The sequence below is a fragment of the Solilutibacter pythonis genome, assembly GCF_003697345.1.
Taxonomy (GTDB): Bacteria; Pseudomonadota; Gammaproteobacteria; order Xanthomonadales; family Xanthomonadaceae; genus Solilutibacter; species Solilutibacter pythonis.
Window position 1 is genome coordinate 208,476 of the sequence record NZ_RFLY01000002.1, and the last position, 18,405, is coordinate 226,880.

At 67.8% G+C, this 18,405-nt stretch carries 17 protein-coding genes and 2 pseudogenes; 15 read left to right on the plus strand and 4 right to left on the minus strand.

Annotated features, from left to right (window positions below; genetic code table 11):
- Positions 1-46 precede the first annotated feature (46 nt).
- Positions 47-988 (minus strand): hypothetical protein, encoded by a 942-nt coding sequence (locus EBB59_RS02395; protein ID WP_122100537.1) that lies wholly within the window; start codon positions 986-988, stop codon positions 47-49.
- A gap of 65 nt (positions 989-1,053) precedes the next feature.
- Between EBB59_RS02395 and purT the strand changes: the two genes are divergently transcribed.
- On the plus strand, positions 1,054-2,253 hold the full coding sequence (gene purT / locus EBB59_RS02400) for a formate-dependent phosphoribosylglycinamide formyltransferase (protein ID WP_122100538.1): 1,200 nt from the start codon (positions 1,054-1,056) through the stop codon (positions 2,251-2,253).
- 10 nt (positions 2,254-2,263) lie between these two features.
- On the plus strand, positions 2,264-2,713 hold the full coding sequence (locus EBB59_RS02405; protein WP_122100539.1) for a hypothetical protein: 450 nt from the start codon (positions 2,264-2,266) through the stop codon (positions 2,711-2,713).
- A 12-nt stretch (positions 2,714-2,725) separates the two neighbouring features.
- Here the strand turns inward: EBB59_RS02405 and EBB59_RS02410 are convergent, their stop codons facing one another.
- Together EBB59_RS02410 and EBB59_RS02415 are read right to left on the minus strand one after the other, a co-directional pair.
- Entirely contained in the window at positions 2,726-3,859 is a 1,134-nt protein-coding gene (locus EBB59_RS02410) for an endonuclease/exonuclease/phosphatase family protein (protein ID WP_245978953.1), read from the minus strand.
- Between the two features lie 122 nt (positions 3,860-3,981).
- Positions 3,982-4,886: pseudogene (locus EBB59_RS02415) on the minus strand (arginyltransferase).
- Between EBB59_RS02415 and EBB59_RS02420 the strand changes: the two are divergent.
- Positions 4,867-5,424 (plus strand): EF-hand domain-containing protein, encoded by a 558-nt coding sequence (locus tag EBB59_RS02420; RefSeq protein ID WP_122100542.1) that lies wholly within the window; start codon positions 4,867-4,869, stop codon positions 5,422-5,424. The pseudogene EBB59_RS02415 and the gene EBB59_RS02420 overlap by 20 nt on opposite strands.
- An 84-nt stretch (positions 5,425-5,508) precedes the next feature.
- Here the strand turns inward: EBB59_RS02420 and EBB59_RS02425 are convergent, their stop codons facing one another.
- On the minus strand, positions 5,509-6,198 hold the full coding sequence (locus EBB59_RS02425) for an Hpt domain-containing response regulator (protein WP_158601690.1): 690 nt from the start codon (positions 6,196-6,198) through the stop codon (positions 5,509-5,511).
- A 37-nt stretch (positions 6,199-6,235) separates the two neighbouring features.
- On the opposite strand from EBB59_RS02425, the gene EBB59_RS02430 reads away from it, so the two are divergent.
- The 12 genes and pseudogenes from EBB59_RS02430 to EBB59_RS02490 form a co-directional block, all read left to right on the plus strand.
- Positions 6,236-8,272, plus strand: a complete 2,037-nt coding sequence (locus EBB59_RS02430) for a translocation/assembly module TamB domain-containing protein (protein ID WP_147455484.1) — start codon at positions 6,236-6,238, stop codon at positions 8,270-8,272.
- Positions 8,273-8,287: 15 nt separating this feature from the next.
- Positions 8,288-8,896 carry a YdbL family probable chaperone protein gene (locus EBB59_RS02435; RefSeq protein WP_122100545.1) on the plus strand — a complete coding sequence of 203 codons (609 nt, stop codon included), beginning with the start codon at positions 8,288-8,290 and terminating at the stop codon, positions 8,894-8,896.
- 15 nt (positions 8,897-8,911) lie between these two features.
- A complete protein-coding gene (locus tag EBB59_RS02440; protein WP_147455485.1) occupies positions 8,912-9,277 on the plus strand; it encodes a hypothetical protein in 366 nt (121 codons plus the stop codon).
- 37 nt (positions 9,278-9,314) lie between these two features.
- On the plus strand, positions 9,315-10,676 hold the full coding sequence (gene rlmD / locus EBB59_RS02445) for a 23S rRNA (uracil(1939)-C(5))-methyltransferase RlmD (protein ID WP_122100547.1): 1,362 nt from the start codon (positions 9,315-9,317) through the stop codon (positions 10,674-10,676).
- A gap of 3 nt (positions 10,677-10,679) precedes the next feature.
- The gene (locus EBB59_RS02450; RefSeq protein ID WP_122100548.1) at positions 10,680-11,189 is read left to right on the plus strand and encodes a CYTH domain-containing protein; all 510 of its coding nucleotides are present in this window, start codon (positions 10,680-10,682) and stop codon (positions 11,187-11,189) included.
- A 170-nt stretch (positions 11,190-11,359) separates the two neighbouring features.
- Positions 11,360-12,412 carry a beta-N-acetylhexosaminidase gene (nagZ, locus tag EBB59_RS02455; protein ID WP_122100575.1) on the plus strand — a complete coding sequence of 351 codons (1,053 nt, stop codon included), beginning with the start codon at positions 11,360-11,362 and terminating at the stop codon, positions 12,410-12,412.
- Positions 12,409-12,966 (plus strand): hypoxanthine-guanine phosphoribosyltransferase, encoded by a 558-nt coding sequence (locus EBB59_RS02460; RefSeq protein ID WP_122100549.1) that lies wholly within the window; start codon positions 12,409-12,411, stop codon positions 12,964-12,966. Before nagZ ends, EBB59_RS02460 begins: the two co-directional genes overlap by 4 nt.
- Positions 12,967-13,069: 103 nt before the next feature.
- On the plus strand, positions 13,070-13,834 hold the full coding sequence (locus EBB59_RS02465; RefSeq protein ID WP_122100550.1) for an S-methyl-5'-thioinosine phosphorylase: 765 nt from the start codon (positions 13,070-13,072) through the stop codon (positions 13,832-13,834).
- Positions 13,831-15,093, plus strand: coding sequence for an FAD-dependent oxidoreductase (locus EBB59_RS02470; protein ID WP_425451784.1), 1,263 nt, complete (start codon positions 13,831-13,833; stop codon positions 15,091-15,093). The genes EBB59_RS02465 and EBB59_RS02470 overlap by 4 nt, the downstream gene beginning before the upstream one ends.
- 102 nt (positions 15,094-15,195) lie before the next feature.
- A complete protein-coding gene (locus EBB59_RS02475) occupies positions 15,196-16,497 on the plus strand; it encodes an adenylosuccinate synthase (RefSeq protein WP_122100552.1) in 1,302 nt (433 codons plus the stop codon).
- A 529-nt stretch (positions 16,498-17,026) separates the two neighbouring features.
- Entirely contained in the window at positions 17,027-17,908 is an 882-nt protein-coding gene (locus tag EBB59_RS02485; protein ID WP_122100554.1) for a hypothetical protein, read from the plus strand.
- Positions 17,908-18,405, plus strand: a pseudogene (locus EBB59_RS02490) (XVIPCD domain-containing protein); the annotation flags it as partial. The gene EBB59_RS02485 and the pseudogene EBB59_RS02490, both read left to right, overlap by 1 nt.

Here is an 18,405-nt window from a genome sequence, read left to right on the forward strand (position 1 = left end):
GGGGGGCGTGGAAAGCGTGGCCGGGCAGGCCAATCGATGGCCCGGATCAGCGTGCCCAGGGCAGGTACATGATTGGCGCGGGGTTGAATTCGCCGGTGGCGTAGATGCCGCCGCCGCCGCGTGACCAGGCCACCGCTTCGGCCTGCGGCAGGAAGCGCAGACGCACTACCTGCGGCGCCGAGGCCAGCGCCTGTGGCCAGGTTTGCGCGGGCTTGCGGCGGTAGATCAGCAGGTTGTCGTAGGTCAGCACGGCGATAGCGTCGCGATGCGGGGCGATGTCGGCGGCGGTGACTTGGCTTCTCAGGCGCGCCATCGTCGGGTTGTCGCGGCGCTCGCGGGCATCGGCCTGCGGCGCGCCGGCGAGCGTCCCGGCCAGGGCCGCGGTCTCGGTCTTCGGGCCTTTGCCGCCGGCGCGTGGTTGCAGCGGCAGGGTGAACACCTGCGGCGGCTGGCGCTTCTTGCTGATCAGGATGATCTGATTGCGCTCGGCATCCACCGCTACGGCCTCGCAATCGCGGGCGCCATCCGGCCAGCGGAACTGGAGCGACCAGGCCGGGCGCAGCGTGCCGTCGGCTTCGGCGTCCTCGGGTTCCTCGAATACGTGCAGTTGCAGCAGTTTGCGGATGCCGCCGTTGTCACCGGTATCGGCGACCAGCAGATAGGGCTTGCCGTTCAGTTCGAAAGCGGCGATGTCTTCCCAGTCGGTCTTCTCGACACCCTCGACCTGGTAGGTGCCGAGACGTCCGCCGCGCCGGCCGATGGCATACAGCCGCGCCGGATTGCCGCTGTCATCGATCGCCCACAGCACGCCATCGTGCCGGCGCGATGCGGCGATGCCGCTGATTTCGTCCAGCGCGCCATCGGTGATCAGGCCGGCGATTTGCGGCGTCGGCATGTCCGCTCCGCCGCCGTCGGCGCAGGCGGTCAGCGCGAACGTGAGCGCGCAGGCAATGGCGAAGCCCGCGAATCGGGGGACGGGGGGGCGCATCGGCGAAGCATGACAGATGCGTCGATGGGCATAAACTGGCCGCCCTCTCCCCATGCAAGCGCGCGATGATCACGATCGGCACCCCGCTTTCGCCGCACGCCACCCGCGTGCTCCTGCTCGGTTCGGGCGAACTTGGCAAGGAAGTGGCGTTGGAGTTGCAGCGCTTCGGCGTGGAGGTGATCGCCGCCGACCGTTATGCCGATGCCCCGGCGATGCAGGTGGCGCATCGTAGCCATGTCGTCGACATGCTCGACGGCGCCGCGCTGCGTGCCTTGATCGAGACGGAGAAGCCGCATCTGGTGGTGCCCGAGATCGAAGCCATTCATACCCCCACGTTGGTCGAGCTGGAGCGCGATGCCGGCCTGCGGGTGATCCCCACCGCGCGCGCGGCCTGGCTGACGATGGACCGCGAGGGCATTCGCCGCCTCGCCGCCGAGAAACTGGGCGCGCCGACTTCGCCCTACCGCTTCGTCGACAGCCGCGAGGATTATCTGGCCGCCATCGGCGAGATCGGCCTGCCTTGCGTGGTCAAGCCGGTGATGTCCTCGTCCGGCAAGGGTCAGTCCACGCTCAGGCGCGAGGCCGACGTCGAGCCGGCCTGGGATTACGCCCAGACCGGCGGCCGCGCCGGGCGGGGGCGGGTGATCGTGGAGGGCTTCGTCGATTTCGAATACGAAATCACTCTGTTGACCGTGCGCCATGCCGGCGGCGTCGCCTTTTGCCCACCTATTGGCCATTGGCAGGCGCATGGCGACTATCGCGAAAGCTGGCAGCCGCAGCCGATGTCGCCACGGGCGCTGGCGCGCGCGCGTGAGATCGCCCGCCAGGTGGCCGACAGCCTGGGCGGATGGGGCGTGTTCGGGATGGAGTTCTTCGTCAAGGGCGACGCGGTGTGGTTCTCCGAGGTTTCGCCGCGGCCGCACGATACCGGGCTGGTGACGCTGGTCTCGCAGACGCTTTCCGAGTTCGCCCTGCACGCGCGCGCCATCCTCGGCCTGCCGGTGGGCGCGGACGCGGAGGGATGGATCGGTTGCGTTGCGCCTTCGGCCTCCTGCGCGGTGCTGGCCGAAGGGCATGGCGTGCCGGTGTTTTCCGCTGTCGATACCGCCCTGGCGGTGCCGCGCACGGCGCTGCGCTTGTTCGGCAAGCCACGGGTGGAGGGCCGGCGTCGGGTCGCGGTCACGCTGGCGCGGGCCGATTCGGTGGAGGAAGCGCGCGCCAAGGCCCGGGAGGCCGCCGGCGCGCTGACGGTCGAACTGGTCTGAGGACGAAGTCGTGATCGAAACCAAGAACGCACTGCCGGGCGGCAAGCCCTGGGCTGGTAAATCCGGCGCGGGCGTGAAGGTGACGGTGGCTGGCGCGCCATTGCCCGATGTCGCGACGTCCGCGGCGCCGGACGCCGCCGCGCCCGCCAAGGCCGGCCCGCCGGCGATCCCGCCGCCCGAGGACGGTTACGCGGTTTATCTATTCCCGGCCGCGGTCGAGGCGCTGGGCGGCATCGTCCAGCCCTATCTGAGCCACCCGGGGGGCGAGCCTTGCCTGCAATGCCGGGAGGTGGATACCGGCGGCGTGCTGATCGAGATGACGCTGGCGATCGAGAACCCCGAGGGCGGGCCGCTGGAAGTGGAACTCATGCTGCCCGCCAACATGGTGCGGATGATCGTCACGCTCAAGCACGACGGCCGTTTCGGCTTTGGCCGCAAGGCGGAAGTGGCCCTGCTGTAGCGGGGCGCGCGCTCAAGGTTGCCGTGTCACGTCGATCCAGACCAGATGGTGGTCGCTGCCATCGCTGATGCGCGCTTCGGGCGTACTCGGCGCGGGCCAGAATACGCCGGTATCGCGCACCGCCAGCTCGCGCGAGGGCAGCACGTAGTCCAGCCGCAAGGTGCCGGATTCTGCGCCGAAATCGCCGGTGTGGGTGGCGGTGTCGCCGCGCCGGGCAATGCCGTGTCGCCTGGCGCGCGCGGCCGCGCCGGCGCTGCGGGGCGCGGGGTGGGGCGACACGCGCGGGTGCGCCAGCAGTTGCGCGATGGCGTTGGGCCGGGCGTCGCCATCGGCCGGGTCGGCGTTCATGTCACCGGCGATCACGAAGGCTGTGCCGCCCGGCAGGCCGCCGCAGCGTTGGCGGTCGTCGCACAGCCAGGGCGGGTCGCGGCCGGAAAGGTATTCCGCCCACAGCCGGATTTCGTCATGGTTGCGCGCGCCGTTGCGGTCTTCCGGGCCATCGAACACCGGCGGCGTGGGATGGCCGACCAGAAAATGGATCTCGCCCTGCGGCGTCAGCACCGGCACGTCCCAGTGCGATTTGGATGACAGCCGTAGCTGCCGCCAGACGGAGTCGGGATACCAGGGCTTGCCATTGGCCGGATCGACCGGCCGCAACGCGCCGGGCATCGCCGACCACTTGAGCAACCGGAAGCCGCGCACCCGCGCCGGATCGAGCGGGTACATCGACAGCACCAGCATCCCGTACTGGCCCGGGTGCAGGCCATAGCCCCAGGCATCGTTGCCGCGCGCGCGGCCGGTGCCGCCGGCCTTGCCGTCGCCATCCAGGTCGAGGCCGCTCGGCACGCCGGTATTGACCGGGGCGAAGTAACGGTAGGGATAGTGGATCGCCCGGCCGCCGTGCGCGGCGACTTCCAGATAGCGCCGCTGGAAGAGGTCGGCGGCGCGACCGTCTTCGTCGTAGTCGAATTCGTTGAGCAGCACCACGTCCGGGCGTACCCGTTGCAGCACCGCCGCGACCTTGCGCGCGCCGCTGTCGCCTTCGCGAAGCCGTTTCGCCAAGCCGCCGGCCTCGTTGTCATAGAGCGAGACGTTGTAGGTAGCGAAGCGCACCGGCGGCAGCGAGTCGCGGATCGCGCGGGCCATTTCGCCGGGCAACTGGTCCAGCGCTCGCGGGTCTGGCGTGCCCTCGACGTGGATGCGTAGACAGGCGGCGAGCGCGAGAGTGGCGAGCGCGACGAGCGCGAGACGGAATCGGGCGGCGGGTTTCATGGGGGCTCGGGCAGGGTGTATTCGAGGGGACGCCAGCGTTGGCCATCGTAGCCGTCGAGCGGGCGGAAGCGGCGCTTGTAGTCCATCTTCGGGTGCCCGGCGATCCAGTAGCCGAGGTAAAGATGCCGGCGACCTTCGCGGCGCGCCCAGTCCACTTGTCGCAGCACGCAGAAGGTACCGAGGCCGCGTGCCGTTTCGGCCGGGTCGTAGAAGGTGTAGACGGCCGACAGGTCTTGCGGCAGGCGGTCGGTGACGGCGACCGCGAGCAGTTCGCCAAGGCCGTGCTCGCGCCGGCGGCGGACTTCGAGGAAGCGCGTGTCCGACCAGGTGCCGGAGAGAAATTGGTCGAACTGGGCCGGGCCGTGGTTCTCCATGCCGCCGCCGCGATGGCGGCTTTGCAGATAGCGGCGGTACAACGCGAAGTGTTCCTCGCCGCGAACCGCGGGTATCACGCGTGTGGCGAGATCGACGTTGCGCCTGAGGTTGCGGCGCTGGCCGCGATTGGGACGGAAGTGGGCGACCGGGATGCGAACCGCCACGCACAGCCGGCAGCCGTGGCAGTTCGGGCTGAAGATCAGGTCGCCGGTGCGGCGAAAGCCCAGCTCCAGCGCATGTGCATAGATGTCGGGCAGGCGCGGATCGCCGGGTTCGATCACCAGGTCGCACGCCGGGCGGTCGCGCCAGTAGCCGCAGATGTATTCGCTGGTCTGGAACAGGCGGATGTCGTGGTGGTTGGCCGGTACTTCGCGCATGCCGAGAGGATAGCCGTGCCGGGTTTCGTCGGCGCTGACTGGCCACCGGCTGAACCGGCCGGCCTGGCGGTCAACCCCGCCCATGCCGGCGCGTTGATCTGGCAACGATCAGGCAACAGGAGTATCCCAATGCGTTCCAGTCGATTCACACTGCCCGTCGTCGCCGTGCTGGCGGTGGTTTGTGGCATCGCCAGCGCCGCGCCTCGACAGACCGGCGGGCAGGCCGCTTCGAAGGCCGATGCCGATGGCGACGGCTTCATCTCCCGCGCCGAGGCCGCGCGGCATCCACGTCTGGCCGAGCGCTTCGACTGGCTCGACACCGACAAGGACGGCAAATTGTCGGCCGATGAGCGGCGGGCCGCGCATGCCACGCATGGCCGCGGACATGGCGGCAAGGACCGGCATGGCCGGCACGGGCTGGACAAGGATGGCGATGGTCGTATCAACCGTGTGGAAGCTTCCGCCAAGCCGGCGCTGGCCGCGCGTTTCGACCGGCTCGATGTCAACAAGGATGGCTTTCTCGACCGCGCCGACCGCGAGGCGCGGATGAAGGCCCGCCGCGATGACTGGTTCAAGGCCGCCGATAGCAATGGCGATGGTCAGCTTTCCCGTGCCGAGTTCGATGCCATGCACGCCCGGAAGGTGGCCGAGCATCCGCAGCGGACGGGGCATTCGCCCCGGCACTGAGCAGGCGGGAAGGTTCGTGTGGGGCCGGGGCCGGCAGAGGGAAACGTCGGCCCCGGGCTTTTTTCGGTTTCCGTCGGGGGTGGCTCAGTCTGGGTTTGGCGCGGGTCGCGCCAGTAGCTCGGTCACGGCCTCGGTGAAGGCGTGGCGCAGCGCTGGACTGGCCGGGGCGGCATGCAGCGCATCCACGGCGGCACGTAGGCGGGTGGCGCCGACGAAGCCGCATCCCGCCTTCAATCGATGCAGTTCGCCGCGGGCGGTATCCAGGTGGCCGTTTTCCAGCGCGGTGAGAATGACCGCGTGCTGCTCCGGCAGTTCGGCCAGAAACAGTCCGCGCAGCGCCCGCACCGAGCCGGCATTGCCGTTCAGCGCGCGTAGCGCGGCGGCATCGTCCCAGGTGGTGGTTTTGTCGTCGCTTAGCGCGGTGCGCAGGGCGGCTTGCCAGGCAGCGGCGGAAAGCGGCTTCGACACCACGATGGCGAAGCCGGCTTCGCGCAGGGTGGCGAGCTCGGCCGCATCGTGCGAGGCGGTGTGCGCCAGCGCGACCGGATGCGGTGCTGGCAGCGTCTCGCGCAGGCGCGCGAGGAGTTCGATGCCCCGGCCATCGGGCAGATGGGCATCGATCAGCCAGGCGTCGAAGCGGAAGTCGGTGGCCAACGTCATCGCTTCGGCCAAGCTGCCGGCGACATCGACGTGGGCGGGCACGGCGCGCGCGGCTTCGGCGAGAAACGCCTGGCTGACCGGGGCGTCCTCGACCAGCAGCAGGCGTGGGTTCATCGGCGGATGATCCTTCATTCCGTATCCTCGTTTCCCCATGTACCTGCGCATCCTAACCCTGCTGGCTGGCTTCGCGCTTTGGCCCGGACTGGCCGAAGCGCGTAGCGCCCACCTGCGAATCGCGCGGGTGACGACGCCCGTGGCGGTGCTGGAAGAGGTGAGCGTGCTGCTGGACTGGCCGGCGGGTGCCGCCGCGGGTGGCCTGCGCCTGCGAGCGCGTCGGGTGCGGGCGGATGATCTGGGCTATCGCTTCGACGACCTCGACTGGCGTTGCCCGTTGCGGCCGGCGGCCAACGGCGGGTGGCGCTGCGAAGGGACGATCGCCGGGCGTGGCGGCGCGCCCATGCGGCTGGCGCTGCGCTTGGACGATGTCCGTACCGATGCCGTGCTGTCCCGGGGTGATGCGCGGCTGGCGTTGGCGCGGCGCGGCGCCACGCCGGACCTGACCCGGATCGAGCTGACGCGGGTGCCGGTGCAATGGGCGGCGGCGCTGGCGGCGCAAGTCTGGCCGGCGGCGCGGCTGCAACGCGGGTGGGTGGATGGCGCGCTGGAGATTCGCGCGCCGGCGCGGGCGCCACGACACCTGGCCGGCACCCTGGTATTGCGCGACGGCGCCCTGCAAACCACCGATGCAGCGACGGTGATGCAGAACCTGGAGGGTCGCTTCCGCCTCGATTACCGCACCCTGGCCGGACACGACACGCTCTCGCTCGATGGCGCGCTGGGCGGCGAGGCGCTGTTTGGCCAGACCTATCTGTCGCTGAGCGGGACGCCGGCGCGCTTCGCGCTGAATGCCGAAAAGACATCGGCTGGCGGCTGGCGGCTGCCACGGCTCGAATGGCGCGATGGCGGCACCTTGCGCGCCGACGCCCGGATCGGCTTCGATGCCGCCGGCCAGTTGCGCGAACTGCACGCCGATTTCTCCAGCGAGGCGGCGGCCGGCCTGCGCGATCGCTACCTTGGCGGCCTATTGGGACAGGCGGGAATGGGCGAGGTCGATCTGCGTGGCCGCCTGCGCGGCCAACTGGCGTTCGCCGATGGCCGGCTGCGGCAGGCGCGCGCCGAATTGGCCGGCGTCGATCTGGTCGATCCGCGCGGCCGCTTCCGCTTGCGGGGCGTGGATGGCGACGTCGCGTTCTCGTTCGACGCGCCAGTGGCCTCGATGCTGCGTTGGCGGGCCGCCGACGTGCTGGGCCTGGCTTTTGGTCCGACCACCCTGCCGTTCCAGAGCCGTGATGGCGTGCTGGCCCTGCAACGCAGCGCCAGGCTGCCGATCTTCGGCGGCCGCATGGATATCCACGACTTGCGCATCGAACCGCCGCGCGCGGCCGACGGCCTGCGCATGCGATTCGGCCTCGACCTCGCCGGCATCGATGTCGGGCGGATGGCGAAGGCGCTCGGCCTGCCGGAGTTTCGCGGCGAATTGAACGGCGAGATTCCGCGTGTCAGCTACGCCAACGACCTGCTGGCGTTCGATGGCGGCCTTTCCATCGGCGTGTTCGATGGCACCGTGCAAGTCACCGAGCTTTCGATGGAGCGCCCGTTCGGCACCGCGCCCACGCTCTCGGCCGATCTCGATTTCAACGACCTGGATTTGTGGCGGCTGACCGAAGTGCTTGGCTTCGGCAGCATCACCGGCAGACTCGACGGCCGGGTTCGCGGCCTGCGTCTGGTGAACTGGACGCCGGTGCGCTTCGACGCCCTGCTGGTGACCGATCGCAAACCCGGCGTGCGCCAGCGCATCAGCCAGCGCGCGGTGCAGAACATCTCAAGCGTCGGCGATGCCAGTCTGGTCGGCAGCTTGCAAGGACGGCTGATCGGCTTGTTCGACGATTTCGGCTATGCCCGCATCGGCATCCGCTGCCGGCTGGAAAACGAAGTCTGCGCGATGGGCGGGCTGGACGACTTGGCGGCGAACACACGCCGTTCAGACGCGGCCGGCTTTACTATCGTCGAAGGGGCCGGCCTGCCGCGCCTTACCGTGGTCGGCTACCATCGCCGGGTCGATTGGCCGACTCTGCTGGAGCGACTGAAGGCGGTGGGTAGCGGCGATCTCAAGCCTGTCATCGAATAACCCAAGGAGCCCGTCATGGCGATGAAACACTGGATGCCCGTCCCGGCCGCGTTGGCGCTGGCCGCCTGCGTGACCATCAATGTCTATTTTCCCGCCGCGGAGGCGAAAGAAGCCGCCCGCGAGTTCGTCGACAAGGTGATCGGCGAGGATGGCAAGCCGGCCACGCCCAAACCCGAAGCCAAGCCCGGCAGTGGCGGCGGCATGGCGGTGCTGCGGACACGCATCGACCCGCTGTCGCTGATCGGCATCGGCAGCGCCTACGCGCAGTCCGCGCCGGACATCACCATCGACACGCCGGCGATCCGCGCCATCCAGTCGCAGATGCAGTCGCGTTTCGACGCCAGCCTGCGCAAGGGCTTCGATGCCGGCGCGCTCGGTTTCACCGCCGATGGCATGATCACCGTGCGCGATGCCTCGAAGCTGGAACTGAAGGATCGCGTGGCGATCAACAGCGCCGTCGCCGACGACAACCGCGACCGCAAAGCGCTGTATCGGGAAGTCGCCGTCGCCAACGGCCAGCCCGACTGGGAACCGAGGATCCGCGAGGTGTTCGCCAAACAGTGGATCGAGCGGGCCAGGAGCGGCTGGTGGTACCAGTCCGGCGGCAGTTGGAAGCAGAAATAAACCCGGGGACGAATCATGAGGAGTCTCCGTATCGCCGTTTTCGGCGTGGCCTTGTCCGGCCTTGGGCTGTTCACCGGGGCGCAGGCCCAGAATTCCAACCTCGGCCAGCAGGCCAGCCAGTGTTTCGTGATCTACAAGATCGCCGCCGGCCTGCCGGTCAACGCCTCGCACAAGGACGACCTGGTGAGGCTGGGCGGCCTGATGGATCGCACCATGCAGGACGCCGGGGTCGGCAAGCCGCAGTTCGAGCGCTGGACCGACCAGTTGATGAAGCGCATCGGCACCCCGGACAAGCCCAACCGGGCCGAATTGGCGAGGCAGGTACGGACCTGCAACGGCTTCGCCAAGGCCCGCTACGCCCATTATTCCGCCAGAAAATGACTGCGCCGCCGATGCGGCGCCTGGGCGGCATGCGAGAATGCCCGCCCTTTTTTCTTCGCGTGACGCCGTGGCCCGCATCGACCAGACGCCTTTCCAGGCCCGTATCCTCGACCTGAGCCATGATGGCCGCGGCGTTGCCCGCCGCGAGGCGGGTGCGCATGCCGGCAAGACCGTATTCGTCTCCGGCGCGTTGCCGGGCGAGACCGTGATGGCGCGGCAGACCGCGCGTTCGCGCAGTTTCGACGAGGCCGGAACCGTCGAGGTACTGGATGCCTCGCCCGATCGCGTCAAGCCGCGCTGCCCACACTTCGGCACCTGCGGCGGCTGCGTGTTGCAGCATCTCGACGAAGACAAGCAGATCCATGCCAAACAGCGCGTGTTGCTGGAGAACTTCGAGCGCATCGGCCATGTGGCGCCGGGCGAGGTGCTGCCGCCGTTGGTCGATGCCGCGTGGGGTTATCGCCGCAAGGGCCGTTTCTCGGTGCGCCGGGTGGAGAAGAAGAACAAGACCCTGGTCGGTTTCCGCGAGCGGGACCCCCGTTTCGTCGCCGACCTGGGCGAGTGCCATACCGTGGTGCCGGAGATCGGCTTCAAGATTGCCGAACTCTCGGCGTTGGTGGATTCGATGGATGCGCGACGCGCGCTGCCGCAGATCGAGTTCATCGCCGGCGACGCGGCGCGCGCGCTGGTGTTTCGCCACCTCGAACCCTTGAGCGAAGACGATTTGCGGAAGTTGCGTGATTTCGCCGCCGCGCACGGCTTCGCCATCTTCCTGCAACCGAAGGGGATCGACTCGGTGCATCCGCTCGACGACACCCCGCCGCCGCCGCTGGCATTCAAGCTGGCGCCCTGGGATGTCGAGCTTCGGTTCCGTCCGCTCGATTTCATCCAGGTCAACGGCGGGCTCAACGAGAAGATGATCGCCCGCGCGCTGGCGTTGCTCGATGTGCGGCCGGGCGAGCGCGTGCTCGACCTGTTCTGCGGGCTGGGCAATTTCACCTTACCGCTGGCGCGCGTCGCTTCGGAAGTGGTGGGCGTGGAGGGCGATGCCGGGCTGGTCGCGCGCGCGCGCGCCAACGCGTTGCACAACGGGTTGGAGAATGTCGAGTTCCACATGGCCGATCTGACCACCGATCTGCGCCAGGAGCGTTGGTTCGGGCAGGGCTTCGACAAGCTGCTGCTCGATCCCGCTCGCGCCGGTGCACTGGAGGTGCTGAAGCAGCTCTCGCTCGATGGGATCAAGCGTATCGTCTACGTCAGTTGCCATCCTGGTTCGTTGGCGCGCGATGCCGCTTATCTGGTGGGCGAGCGCGGCTGGCGGCTGACGTCCGCCGGGGTGATGGACATGTTTCCGCATACCGCGCACGTCGAATCCATCGCCGTGTTCGAGAAGGAGTGAGCCATGGGTATCGAGATCGAGCGTAAGTTCCTCACCACGTCGGATGCTTGGCGCCAGGCGGCCCATCGTGTCGTCGAGATGGCGCAGGGCTATCTCAACGACAGCGAATCGGTGGTGGCCGGCCGCCAGAACGCCTCGGTGCGGGTGCGGCTGGAGGGTGAGGATGCGCGGCTCAACATCAAGTCGCGCGAGATGGGTGCCTCGCGGCAGGAGTTCGATTACCCGATTCCGGTCGAGGATGCCCGTGCCCTGGTCGCGCTTTGCGTCGGCGGCACCGTGCTCAAGCGCCGCTACTTCGTGCATCATGCGGGCCACGAATGGGAGATCGACGAGTTCCTCGGCGACAACGCCGGGCTGGTGGTGGCCGAAGTCGAACTGGATGCCGAGGACGAAGCCTTCGCCATGCCGGACTGGGCCGGACGCGAGGTGACGCATCTGCCGCGTTACTACAACCTCAATCTGGTGGCGCATCCGTTTTCGAAATGGAACGACGAGGCGCGTCACCCGGCTTGATGGTGGCCGGCGGGCATGGTCCGGCGGCTCGGGAACTCGTCGGCGCCGGTGACGCCTCGCCCAATGGCAGAAGGGTCAAACGATCCGCCGTTTCGCGCCTTCGCTCCGGGATGGGCGACAATACGCAAGCCGCACACAGCGCGTTTTTTTTCATCGCATCGAGGTCATCCATGCTCGTCATCGGCATCGCCGGACATGAACTCAGCGCCGAGGAGCGCGATTGGCTGCGTCACGATGCCTGCGCCGGCGTGATTCTGTTCGCGCGCAATTTCGCATCCAGGACGCAGGTGGCCGAACTCTCGCAATCGATCCGCGAGGCCGCGCGCTTCCCGCAACTCATCTGCGTCGATCAGGAGGGCGGGCGCGTGCAGCGCTTCCGCGAGGGTTTCAGCCAGCTGCCGCCGCTGGAAGGCTTCGGCGCGCTGCATGCGCGCGACCGCCAGGCGGCGCTGGATCTCGCCCGGGAGCACGCCTGGCTCATGGCCAGCGAAATCCGTGCGACCGGCGTGGATTTGAGCTTCGCGCCGGTGGTCGACCTGGGCCGGGGCAACCGCGCCATCGGCAACCGCGCGTTTTCGGACGATCCGCGGGTGGTGGCCGATTTCACCCGTGCCTATGTCGAAGGCATGCACGATGCCGGCATGGCGGCCACGCTCAAGCATTTCCCCGGCCACGGTTCGGTGCTGGAGGACACGCACTACGACGAAGCCATCGACGCGCGTCCGCTGGAAGAACTCCGCCAGCTCGATTTGCTGCCGTTCGCCGCCGGCATCGATGCCGGCGCCGACGCGGTGATGATGGCGCACGTGGTCTATCCGCGGGTCGCGCCGGCGCCGGCCGGGTATTCGCCGCGCTGGATCGGCGACGTCCTGCGCGGCGAGATGGGCTTCAACGGCGTGGTGTTCTCCGACGATATCGGCATGGCGGCGGCGTTTTCCGCCGGCGGCGTCAAGGCGCGTATCGACGCCCACCTGGATGCTGGTTGCGATGCGGTGCTGGTCTGCCATCCCGAACTGGTGGCGGAGTCGCTGGCGGCGCTCGAAGGACGCGAATTCAATACGCTGGCGTTGACCGGCCTGATCGGACGCGGGCCGATGGGCTGGAGCCAGCTGCTGGCCGATGCCCGCTACCACGACGCGCGCAACGCACTCGCGCGCGAATTGGACGACATCCAGACCTGTACCGGCGAATCCGGTGCCTATGACACGGGAAACATTGCATGACGCCGAGCTTGTCCGCCGCCCTGGTCGATGCCGACTTGATCCACGACTACGCCGCCATCTGCGCCGCGGTCGAGCGCATGGCCGATGCCATCCGTGCCGACTACGACGACGGCCAGCCGCCGCCGCTTTATCTCACCGTGATGAACGGCGGCCTGCCGTTCGCCAGCGACCTGGCGCTGGCATTGGGCGCGCGCGGGCTCGATCTGCAATTCGATTACCTCCACGCCACCCGTTATCGCGGCCAGACCAGTGGCTCGGGCCTCGCCTGGCTGCACCGTCCGGCCACCTCGATGCGCGGCCGGCGCGTGCTGTTGGCCGACGACATTCTCGACGAGGGCCACACCATGCTGGCGGTCAAGCGCTGGTGCGAGGATCAGGGCGCGCAGGACGTGCGCATCGCGGTGTTGGTGGTCAAGAACCACGACCGCTGCGTGGATGGCGTCCGCGCCGACTACCTCGGGCTGGAAGTGTCGGATCGCTACGTCTTCGGTTACGGCATGGATTACCACGAGCAGGGGCGGAATCTGCCGGCGATCTATGCGTTGAAGGACTGACATGCGGAAAGCGGCGCATCGCCCGCGTCGCTTTCCGGGTTTCCGGCCCGCCTTGGCGCGCATGCGAAAATAAGCGCCGCATTCGACTCGCACGGGCCATGGAATGAACGCCTCCGCATCCACCATCGATCTCGCCATCATCGGCGGTACCGGTGTCTACGAATTGGCCGAACTGGCCGATGCCGACACCCAGCAGCCCCTCACGCCTTACGGCCCGCCCTCGGGACCGGTGCGGATCGGCCGCTATGCCGGCAAGCGCGTGGCTTTCCTCGCCCGCCACGGCGAGGGCCATTCGATTCCGCCCCATCGCATCAACTATCGCGCCAACCTGGCGGCATTGCAGGCACTGGGCGCACAGACGGTGCTGGCGCTGAATACCGTCGGCGGCATCAGCGCGCACTGCGGGCCGCGCGCGCTGGTGTTGCCCGATCAACTGATCGACTACACCTGGGGCCGGATCAGCACCTTCGGCGAAGCGCCGGGCAGCGAGGTGCTGCACGTCGATTTCGGCGACCCCTATAGCCCGTCGCTGCGCCGGCGCGTGCTGGAAGCCGCCGGCATGATCGGCATCGATCTGATGGCCGGCGGCTGCTATGGCGCCACTCAGGGGCCACGGCTGGAAACCCGGGCCGAGATCGCGCGGATGAAGCGCGACGGTTGCGATCTGGTCGGGATGACCGGGATGCCGGAAGCCGGCCTCGCCCGCGAGCTGGGGCTGGACTACGCCTGTCTCGGCATCGTCGCCAACTGGGCCGCCGGCGCCGGACCGGACCCGGACGAGGCGATCACCATGGAGGAAGTGCTGACCAACGTGCGCGCGGCGATGGATCGGGTGCCGCGTCTCATCGAGCGCCTGCTCGCCCTCTGATGCGCAAACGCCACGTCGCGATCGTCGGCTACGGCACGGCGGGCCAGGCCTGCGCGCATGCGTTGGCCGGTGAGGCCATCGAAGTCGAGATCTTCGAGCGCGTGCCGGAACCTGGCCCGGTCGGCGCCGGTTTCCTGCTGCAACCGACGGGCCTTCAGGCGTTGTGGCGGCTCGGCCTGCTCGACGAGGTGCGTCGCCACGGCGCGCCGGTCGGGCGGCTCTATGGCGAAACGGTGCACGGGCGCGCGGTGATGGACATGCGCTATGCCGATCTCGACCCGCGCCTGTGCGGTCTCGGCATGCAGCGCGGCGCCTTGTTCACGATCCTGCACCGGGCCATCGGCCGGCGCGCGACGATGCATGCCGGCCTTGCCATCGATGCCATCGACCACGAGGCCGGACGCGTCCGCGATCATCTCGGCCATTGGCACGGCCCGTTCGATCTGGTGATCCTCGCCGATGGCTCGGCCTCGCGCCTGCGCGAAACGGTTTCGTCGCCCCGCATCAACCAGCCTTATCCGTGGGGCGCGTTGTGGTGCCTGCTGCCGGCCGGGGATTGGCCGTGGCTGGATGAACTGCGGCAGCGCTACGTACTGGCGCGGCATATGGTCGGCTTGCTGCCGGTCGGTACGCTGCCCGACGATCACGTTCCCAAGCTGAGCTTCTTCTGGAGCCTGCGCACCGAGCGCTTCGAGCATTGGCGCGAAGCGGGTCGCGATGCATGGCTGGACGAATTGGCGGCGGTCTGGCCGGAAGCGCGCGGACTGCTGGGCGAGGGCTTCGATGTCGGCCTGCTGGCGCGTGCCGCCTATCGTGATGCGGTGATGGGCGTCTGGCACCGTGGGCGCAGCGTGTTGGTGGGCGATGCCGCCCACGCGATGAGTCCTCAGTTGGGGCAGGGCGCCAACATGGCGCTGGTGGATGCGGTGACGCTGGCCGATGCGCTGGCCGCGCACCGTGATTTGGGTGAGGCGCTGGCCCGTTATGCCGATGCGCGTCGCTTGCATCTGGCCGCCTATCACCGCTGGAGCCGTTGGCTGACGCCGCTGTTCCAGTCCCATCACGATTGGCTGGCGCGTTTGCGCGATCTTGCCTTCCTGCCGGCCGGTCGGCTGCCCGGCGGGCGCGGCCATATGCTGCGCGTGCTGGCCGGGACCCAGCAAGGCTGGCTCGGCCGTTATGCGCTGGAGGGCGGTTTCCTACGCGACTGGACGCGGGCGCCACCGGCCTTGCCGCCGCTGGTCGGGGCCGGTCGCTGAAAGAAGCGGTGCTGGCAAAGCCCGAGCGCCATCGGTATCATTTCCAAAAGCCGGTCGGGGACGTTGCCCCGCCCGGCTTTTCTCACGTATGGAGTCGGCAAAATGGGCCAATCGGTCGTTGTATTGGGTGCGCAATGGGGCGATGAGGGCAAGGGCAAGATCGTCGACCTGCTGACGCAGAATATCGGCGCGGTGGTGCGTTTCCAGGGCGGCCACAATGCCGGTCACACGCTGGTGATCGGCGGCAAGAAGACCGTGCTGCATCTGATCCCTTCCGGCATCCTGCGCGAGGACGCGCTATGCCTGATCGGCAATGGCGTGGTGCTGCACCCGGGGGCGTTGCGGAAGGAAATCGCCGAGCTGGAGGGCAATGGCGTCGAGGTGCGCTCGCGGCTGAAGATTTCGCCGGCCACGCCGCTGATCATGCCCTACCACATCGCGCTCGACCAGGCGCGGGAAAAGGCGGCCGGCGGCAAGGCCATCGGCACCACCGGCCGCGGCATCGGCCCGGCCTACGAGGACAAGGTGGCGCGTCGTGGTATCCGCATCGCCGATCTGCACTATCCCGACGAGCTGGCCGACAAGCTGCGCAGCGCGCTCGATTACCACAACTTCGTACTCACCCGATACCTGGGCGTGGAAGGCGTCGATTTCCAGCAGACGCTGGACGAGGCGCTGGCCTTCGGCGAATACGTGCAGCCGATGAAGGCGGACGTGGCCGGCATCCTCCACGAGCTGCGCCGGCAGGGCAAGAAGGTGCTGTTCGAAGGCGCGCAAGGTTCGTTGCTCGACATCGACCACGGCACCTATCCCTACGTCACCTCTTCCAACACCACGGTGGGCGGCGCCTATGCCGGTACCGGAGTGGGCGCTGGCGATATCGATTACGTGCTCGGCATCGCCAAGGCGTACGCCACGCGCGTCGGCAGCGGCCCGTTCCCGACCGAACTGGACGACGACATCGGCCAGGGCCTGCGCGACCGCGGCCAGGAATACGGCGCCACCACCGGCCGGCCGCGCCGCTGCGGCTGGATGGACATCGTGGCGCTGAAGCGCGCGGTGGCGATCAACGGCATCACCGGCCTGTGCATCACCAAGCTCGACGTGCTCGACGGCATGGAGACGCTGAAGATGTGCATCGCCTACGAATACCGTGGCAAACGCACCGAATACGCGCCGCTGGACGCCAAGGGTTGGGAGGAAATCACCCCGGTCTACCTGGAGTTCCCCGGTTGGCAGGAAACCACCCACGGCATCACCGAATGGGACAAACTGCCGCCCGCCGCGCGCGCCTATCTGCGCTCGCTGGAAGAACTGGCCGGCTGCCCGCTGGCGATCGTTTCCACCGGCCCCGACCGCGATGCCAACATCGTGTTGCAGGACCCGTTCGATCCGTTCTATTGACGGCGCGGCTTGAAGTGACGGTTCCAGGTCGTCCCAACGCACCTGGAACTCTCCCGCCTCGGGGCGGGATGCCCGGTTGAACCCGATTCGCGTGTAACCCGCCCCCCGGAGCGTTTTGCCAGGGGCATGCATGGTGATGACGCGCCCGGAAAATTTCACGCGGATCGTTTTGCATCGAGTCGAATCGATATCCGTTGCCGGCCATGTCCGGGCAATGGCGAGTCGATGTTCGACGGCGCGTTTCTTTATCCCGCCTCCCTGTCCAAGGGGGTGAGCCGCCTATGCCTATACTGGCCCCACCTAGGGTTGGCCAAGGGCATGTATCGCATGGGCAAGTACCGCGATTTCGAGATGATCCGACACGGACACGGCATGCGGAAAAGGCGGCAAACATGCGATGTGGCGTGGCTGCCTGTCCCGCCCACGGGCGGAACCCGGGAATCGAGCGCATCCAAATGAAACCCGAGCCCGCCTCCCGACGACTTTCGCGCACCAGCTCGCCGCGAACGGCACAGACCGGACGCGCACCGTGACCGGCGCACTGCTTTTCCCGCTGATCGTTGCCGGCCTGTTGTGGGCCTGCGCCGCTGAACCCGCCCCACCGGCCGACAAGAAAACCGAGAGGAAGATCGACATGTCCACGCTGAAGGAACCCTTGGTCATCGGCCCCACGGTGGGTGACTACACTTATACCAACGCGCCAAAACTGGCCCGGCTCGGGCCGCATCGTTTCATGATCCCGGCCAACTACTTCACCGATCAGATCGGCCCGGATTTCCAAGGCAGCGTGAGCATGGAACTCGTCTGGCCAAAACTGGAGCCACTCCCTCCCGGCCGGCGGCGCGAGATGAGTATGAACGAGTTCAACCGGCAGATTCGCGCGGGTTTCACCTATATCGACAAGCGGCCGTTGCAGGAGGCGATGGACAGCGACGGCAGAAGTTTCTCGGACGACCCGATCCTGCGGCAGGATCCCATGTCAAACATTTCCCATCGCACCCGTGGCGAGGACGTGCGGGGCCTGGAGCGCTGGTACGTGAGCGAAGCGGACAAGGCGCGCTATCTCAAGCTGACCGAAGGGCAGCGCGATCGCTATGGCCTGCCCGATGGCCCCTGGGATATCGAAGACTGGTTCGTGCGCCGGGACGCGCAAGGGCATAACCTGACCTTTATCCGCTGCTCCCACCGGGAGATGCCGGATGGCTTGATCATCCAGGGCGATACGGTGATCGAGGACGACAACCCGCGTGTCGCCCAGTGCTCGCACAGCTTCGCGATACCGGAGTATGGTTTGTCCGTGGAAGCGGACTATCCGCGCGTGCTGATGCGCGATTGGGCGCGGATCGAAGCACGCTACCGCGAACTGATGGCAAAGTTCCATATCGACATTGAGACGAAAGGGGAGCAATGATGAGTGGCCTGACCCGGCAAGACCTGAACATCCTCAAGCACTACGCCGAGGTGGGAAGAAACCGCGAGCTTTACTGGAACTACCTCGCGCATCTGCCTGGCAACGACGGCTACGGCCTGCTGGCGTTGGGCGTGGTGCGCAACGACAACATGCCCGGCAAGGTGGCCAACACTTATGCCCAACAACACGGTGGCCGCGCGCTCACCGAACGCGAGTGGGAAGCCTTCGGCCAGCAACTGATCCAGGAGGATTACAAACGCCGTCAAATACAGTTCGAAAAGAACGACAATCCGCAAAGCGCACTCAACCTGCCGGTCTGGGACGTACAACGCGCCCACGACATCACCTTCGACCTTTACCGCCTCGACCCCAACGCCTGGACCCCGCGCCAACTACTCGAAGCCGCCCGTCGCCAGGACGGGGAACAAGCCGCCGAGCGCATCTGGTCGAACATGCTGGACAACTCGGCATTGGGCCTGCACCGGGCCAATAGCACG

What these genes read in the sequence shown, in the direction of transcription:
- EBB59_RS02395 (WP_122100537.1), bottom strand. Translation starts at nt 988, where the DNA reads ATGCGCCCCCCCGTCCCCCGATTCGCGGGCTTCGCCATTGCCTGCGCG.
- purT (WP_122100538.1), top strand. Translation starts at nt 1,054, where the DNA reads ATGATCACGATCGGCACCCCGCTTTCGCCGCACGCCACCCGCGTGCTC.
- EBB59_RS02410 (WP_245978953.1), bottom strand. Translation starts at nt 3,859, where the DNA reads ATGGCCCGCGCGATCCGCGACTCGCTGCCGCCGGTGCGCTTCGCTACC.
- EBB59_RS02420 (WP_122100542.1), top strand. Translation starts at nt 4,867, where the DNA reads ATGCGTTCCAGTCGATTCACACTGCCCGTCGTCGCCGTGCTGGCGGTG.
- EBB59_RS02425 (WP_158601690.1), bottom strand. Translation starts at nt 6,198, where the DNA reads ATGAACCCACGCCTGCTGCTGGTCGAGGACGCCCCGGTCAGCCAGGCG.
- EBB59_RS02430 (WP_147455484.1), top strand. Translation starts at nt 6,236, where the DNA reads ATGTACCTGCGCATCCTAACCCTGCTGGCTGGCTTCGCGCTTTGGCCC.
- EBB59_RS02435 (WP_122100545.1), top strand. Translation starts at nt 8,288, where the DNA reads ATGGCGATGAAACACTGGATGCCCGTCCCGGCCGCGTTGGCGCTGGCC.
- EBB59_RS02440 (WP_147455485.1), top strand. Translation starts at nt 8,912, where the DNA reads ATGAGGAGTCTCCGTATCGCCGTTTTCGGCGTGGCCTTGTCCGGCCTT.
- rlmD (WP_122100547.1), top strand. Translation starts at nt 9,315, where the DNA reads ATGCCCGCCCTTTTTTCTTCGCGTGACGCCGTGGCCCGCATCGACCAG.
- EBB59_RS02450 (WP_122100548.1), top strand. Translation starts at nt 10,680, where the DNA reads ATGGGTATCGAGATCGAGCGTAAGTTCCTCACCACGTCGGATGCTTGG.
- nagZ (WP_122100575.1), top strand. Translation starts at nt 11,360, where the DNA reads ATGCTCGTCATCGGCATCGCCGGACATGAACTCAGCGCCGAGGAGCGC.
- EBB59_RS02460 (WP_122100549.1), top strand. Translation starts at nt 12,409, where the DNA reads ATGACGCCGAGCTTGTCCGCCGCCCTGGTCGATGCCGACTTGATCCAC.
- EBB59_RS02465 (WP_122100550.1), top strand. Translation starts at nt 13,070, where the DNA reads ATGAACGCCTCCGCATCCACCATCGATCTCGCCATCATCGGCGGTACC.
- EBB59_RS02475 (WP_122100552.1), top strand. Translation starts at nt 15,196, where the DNA reads ATGGGCCAATCGGTCGTTGTATTGGGTGCGCAATGGGGCGATGAGGGC.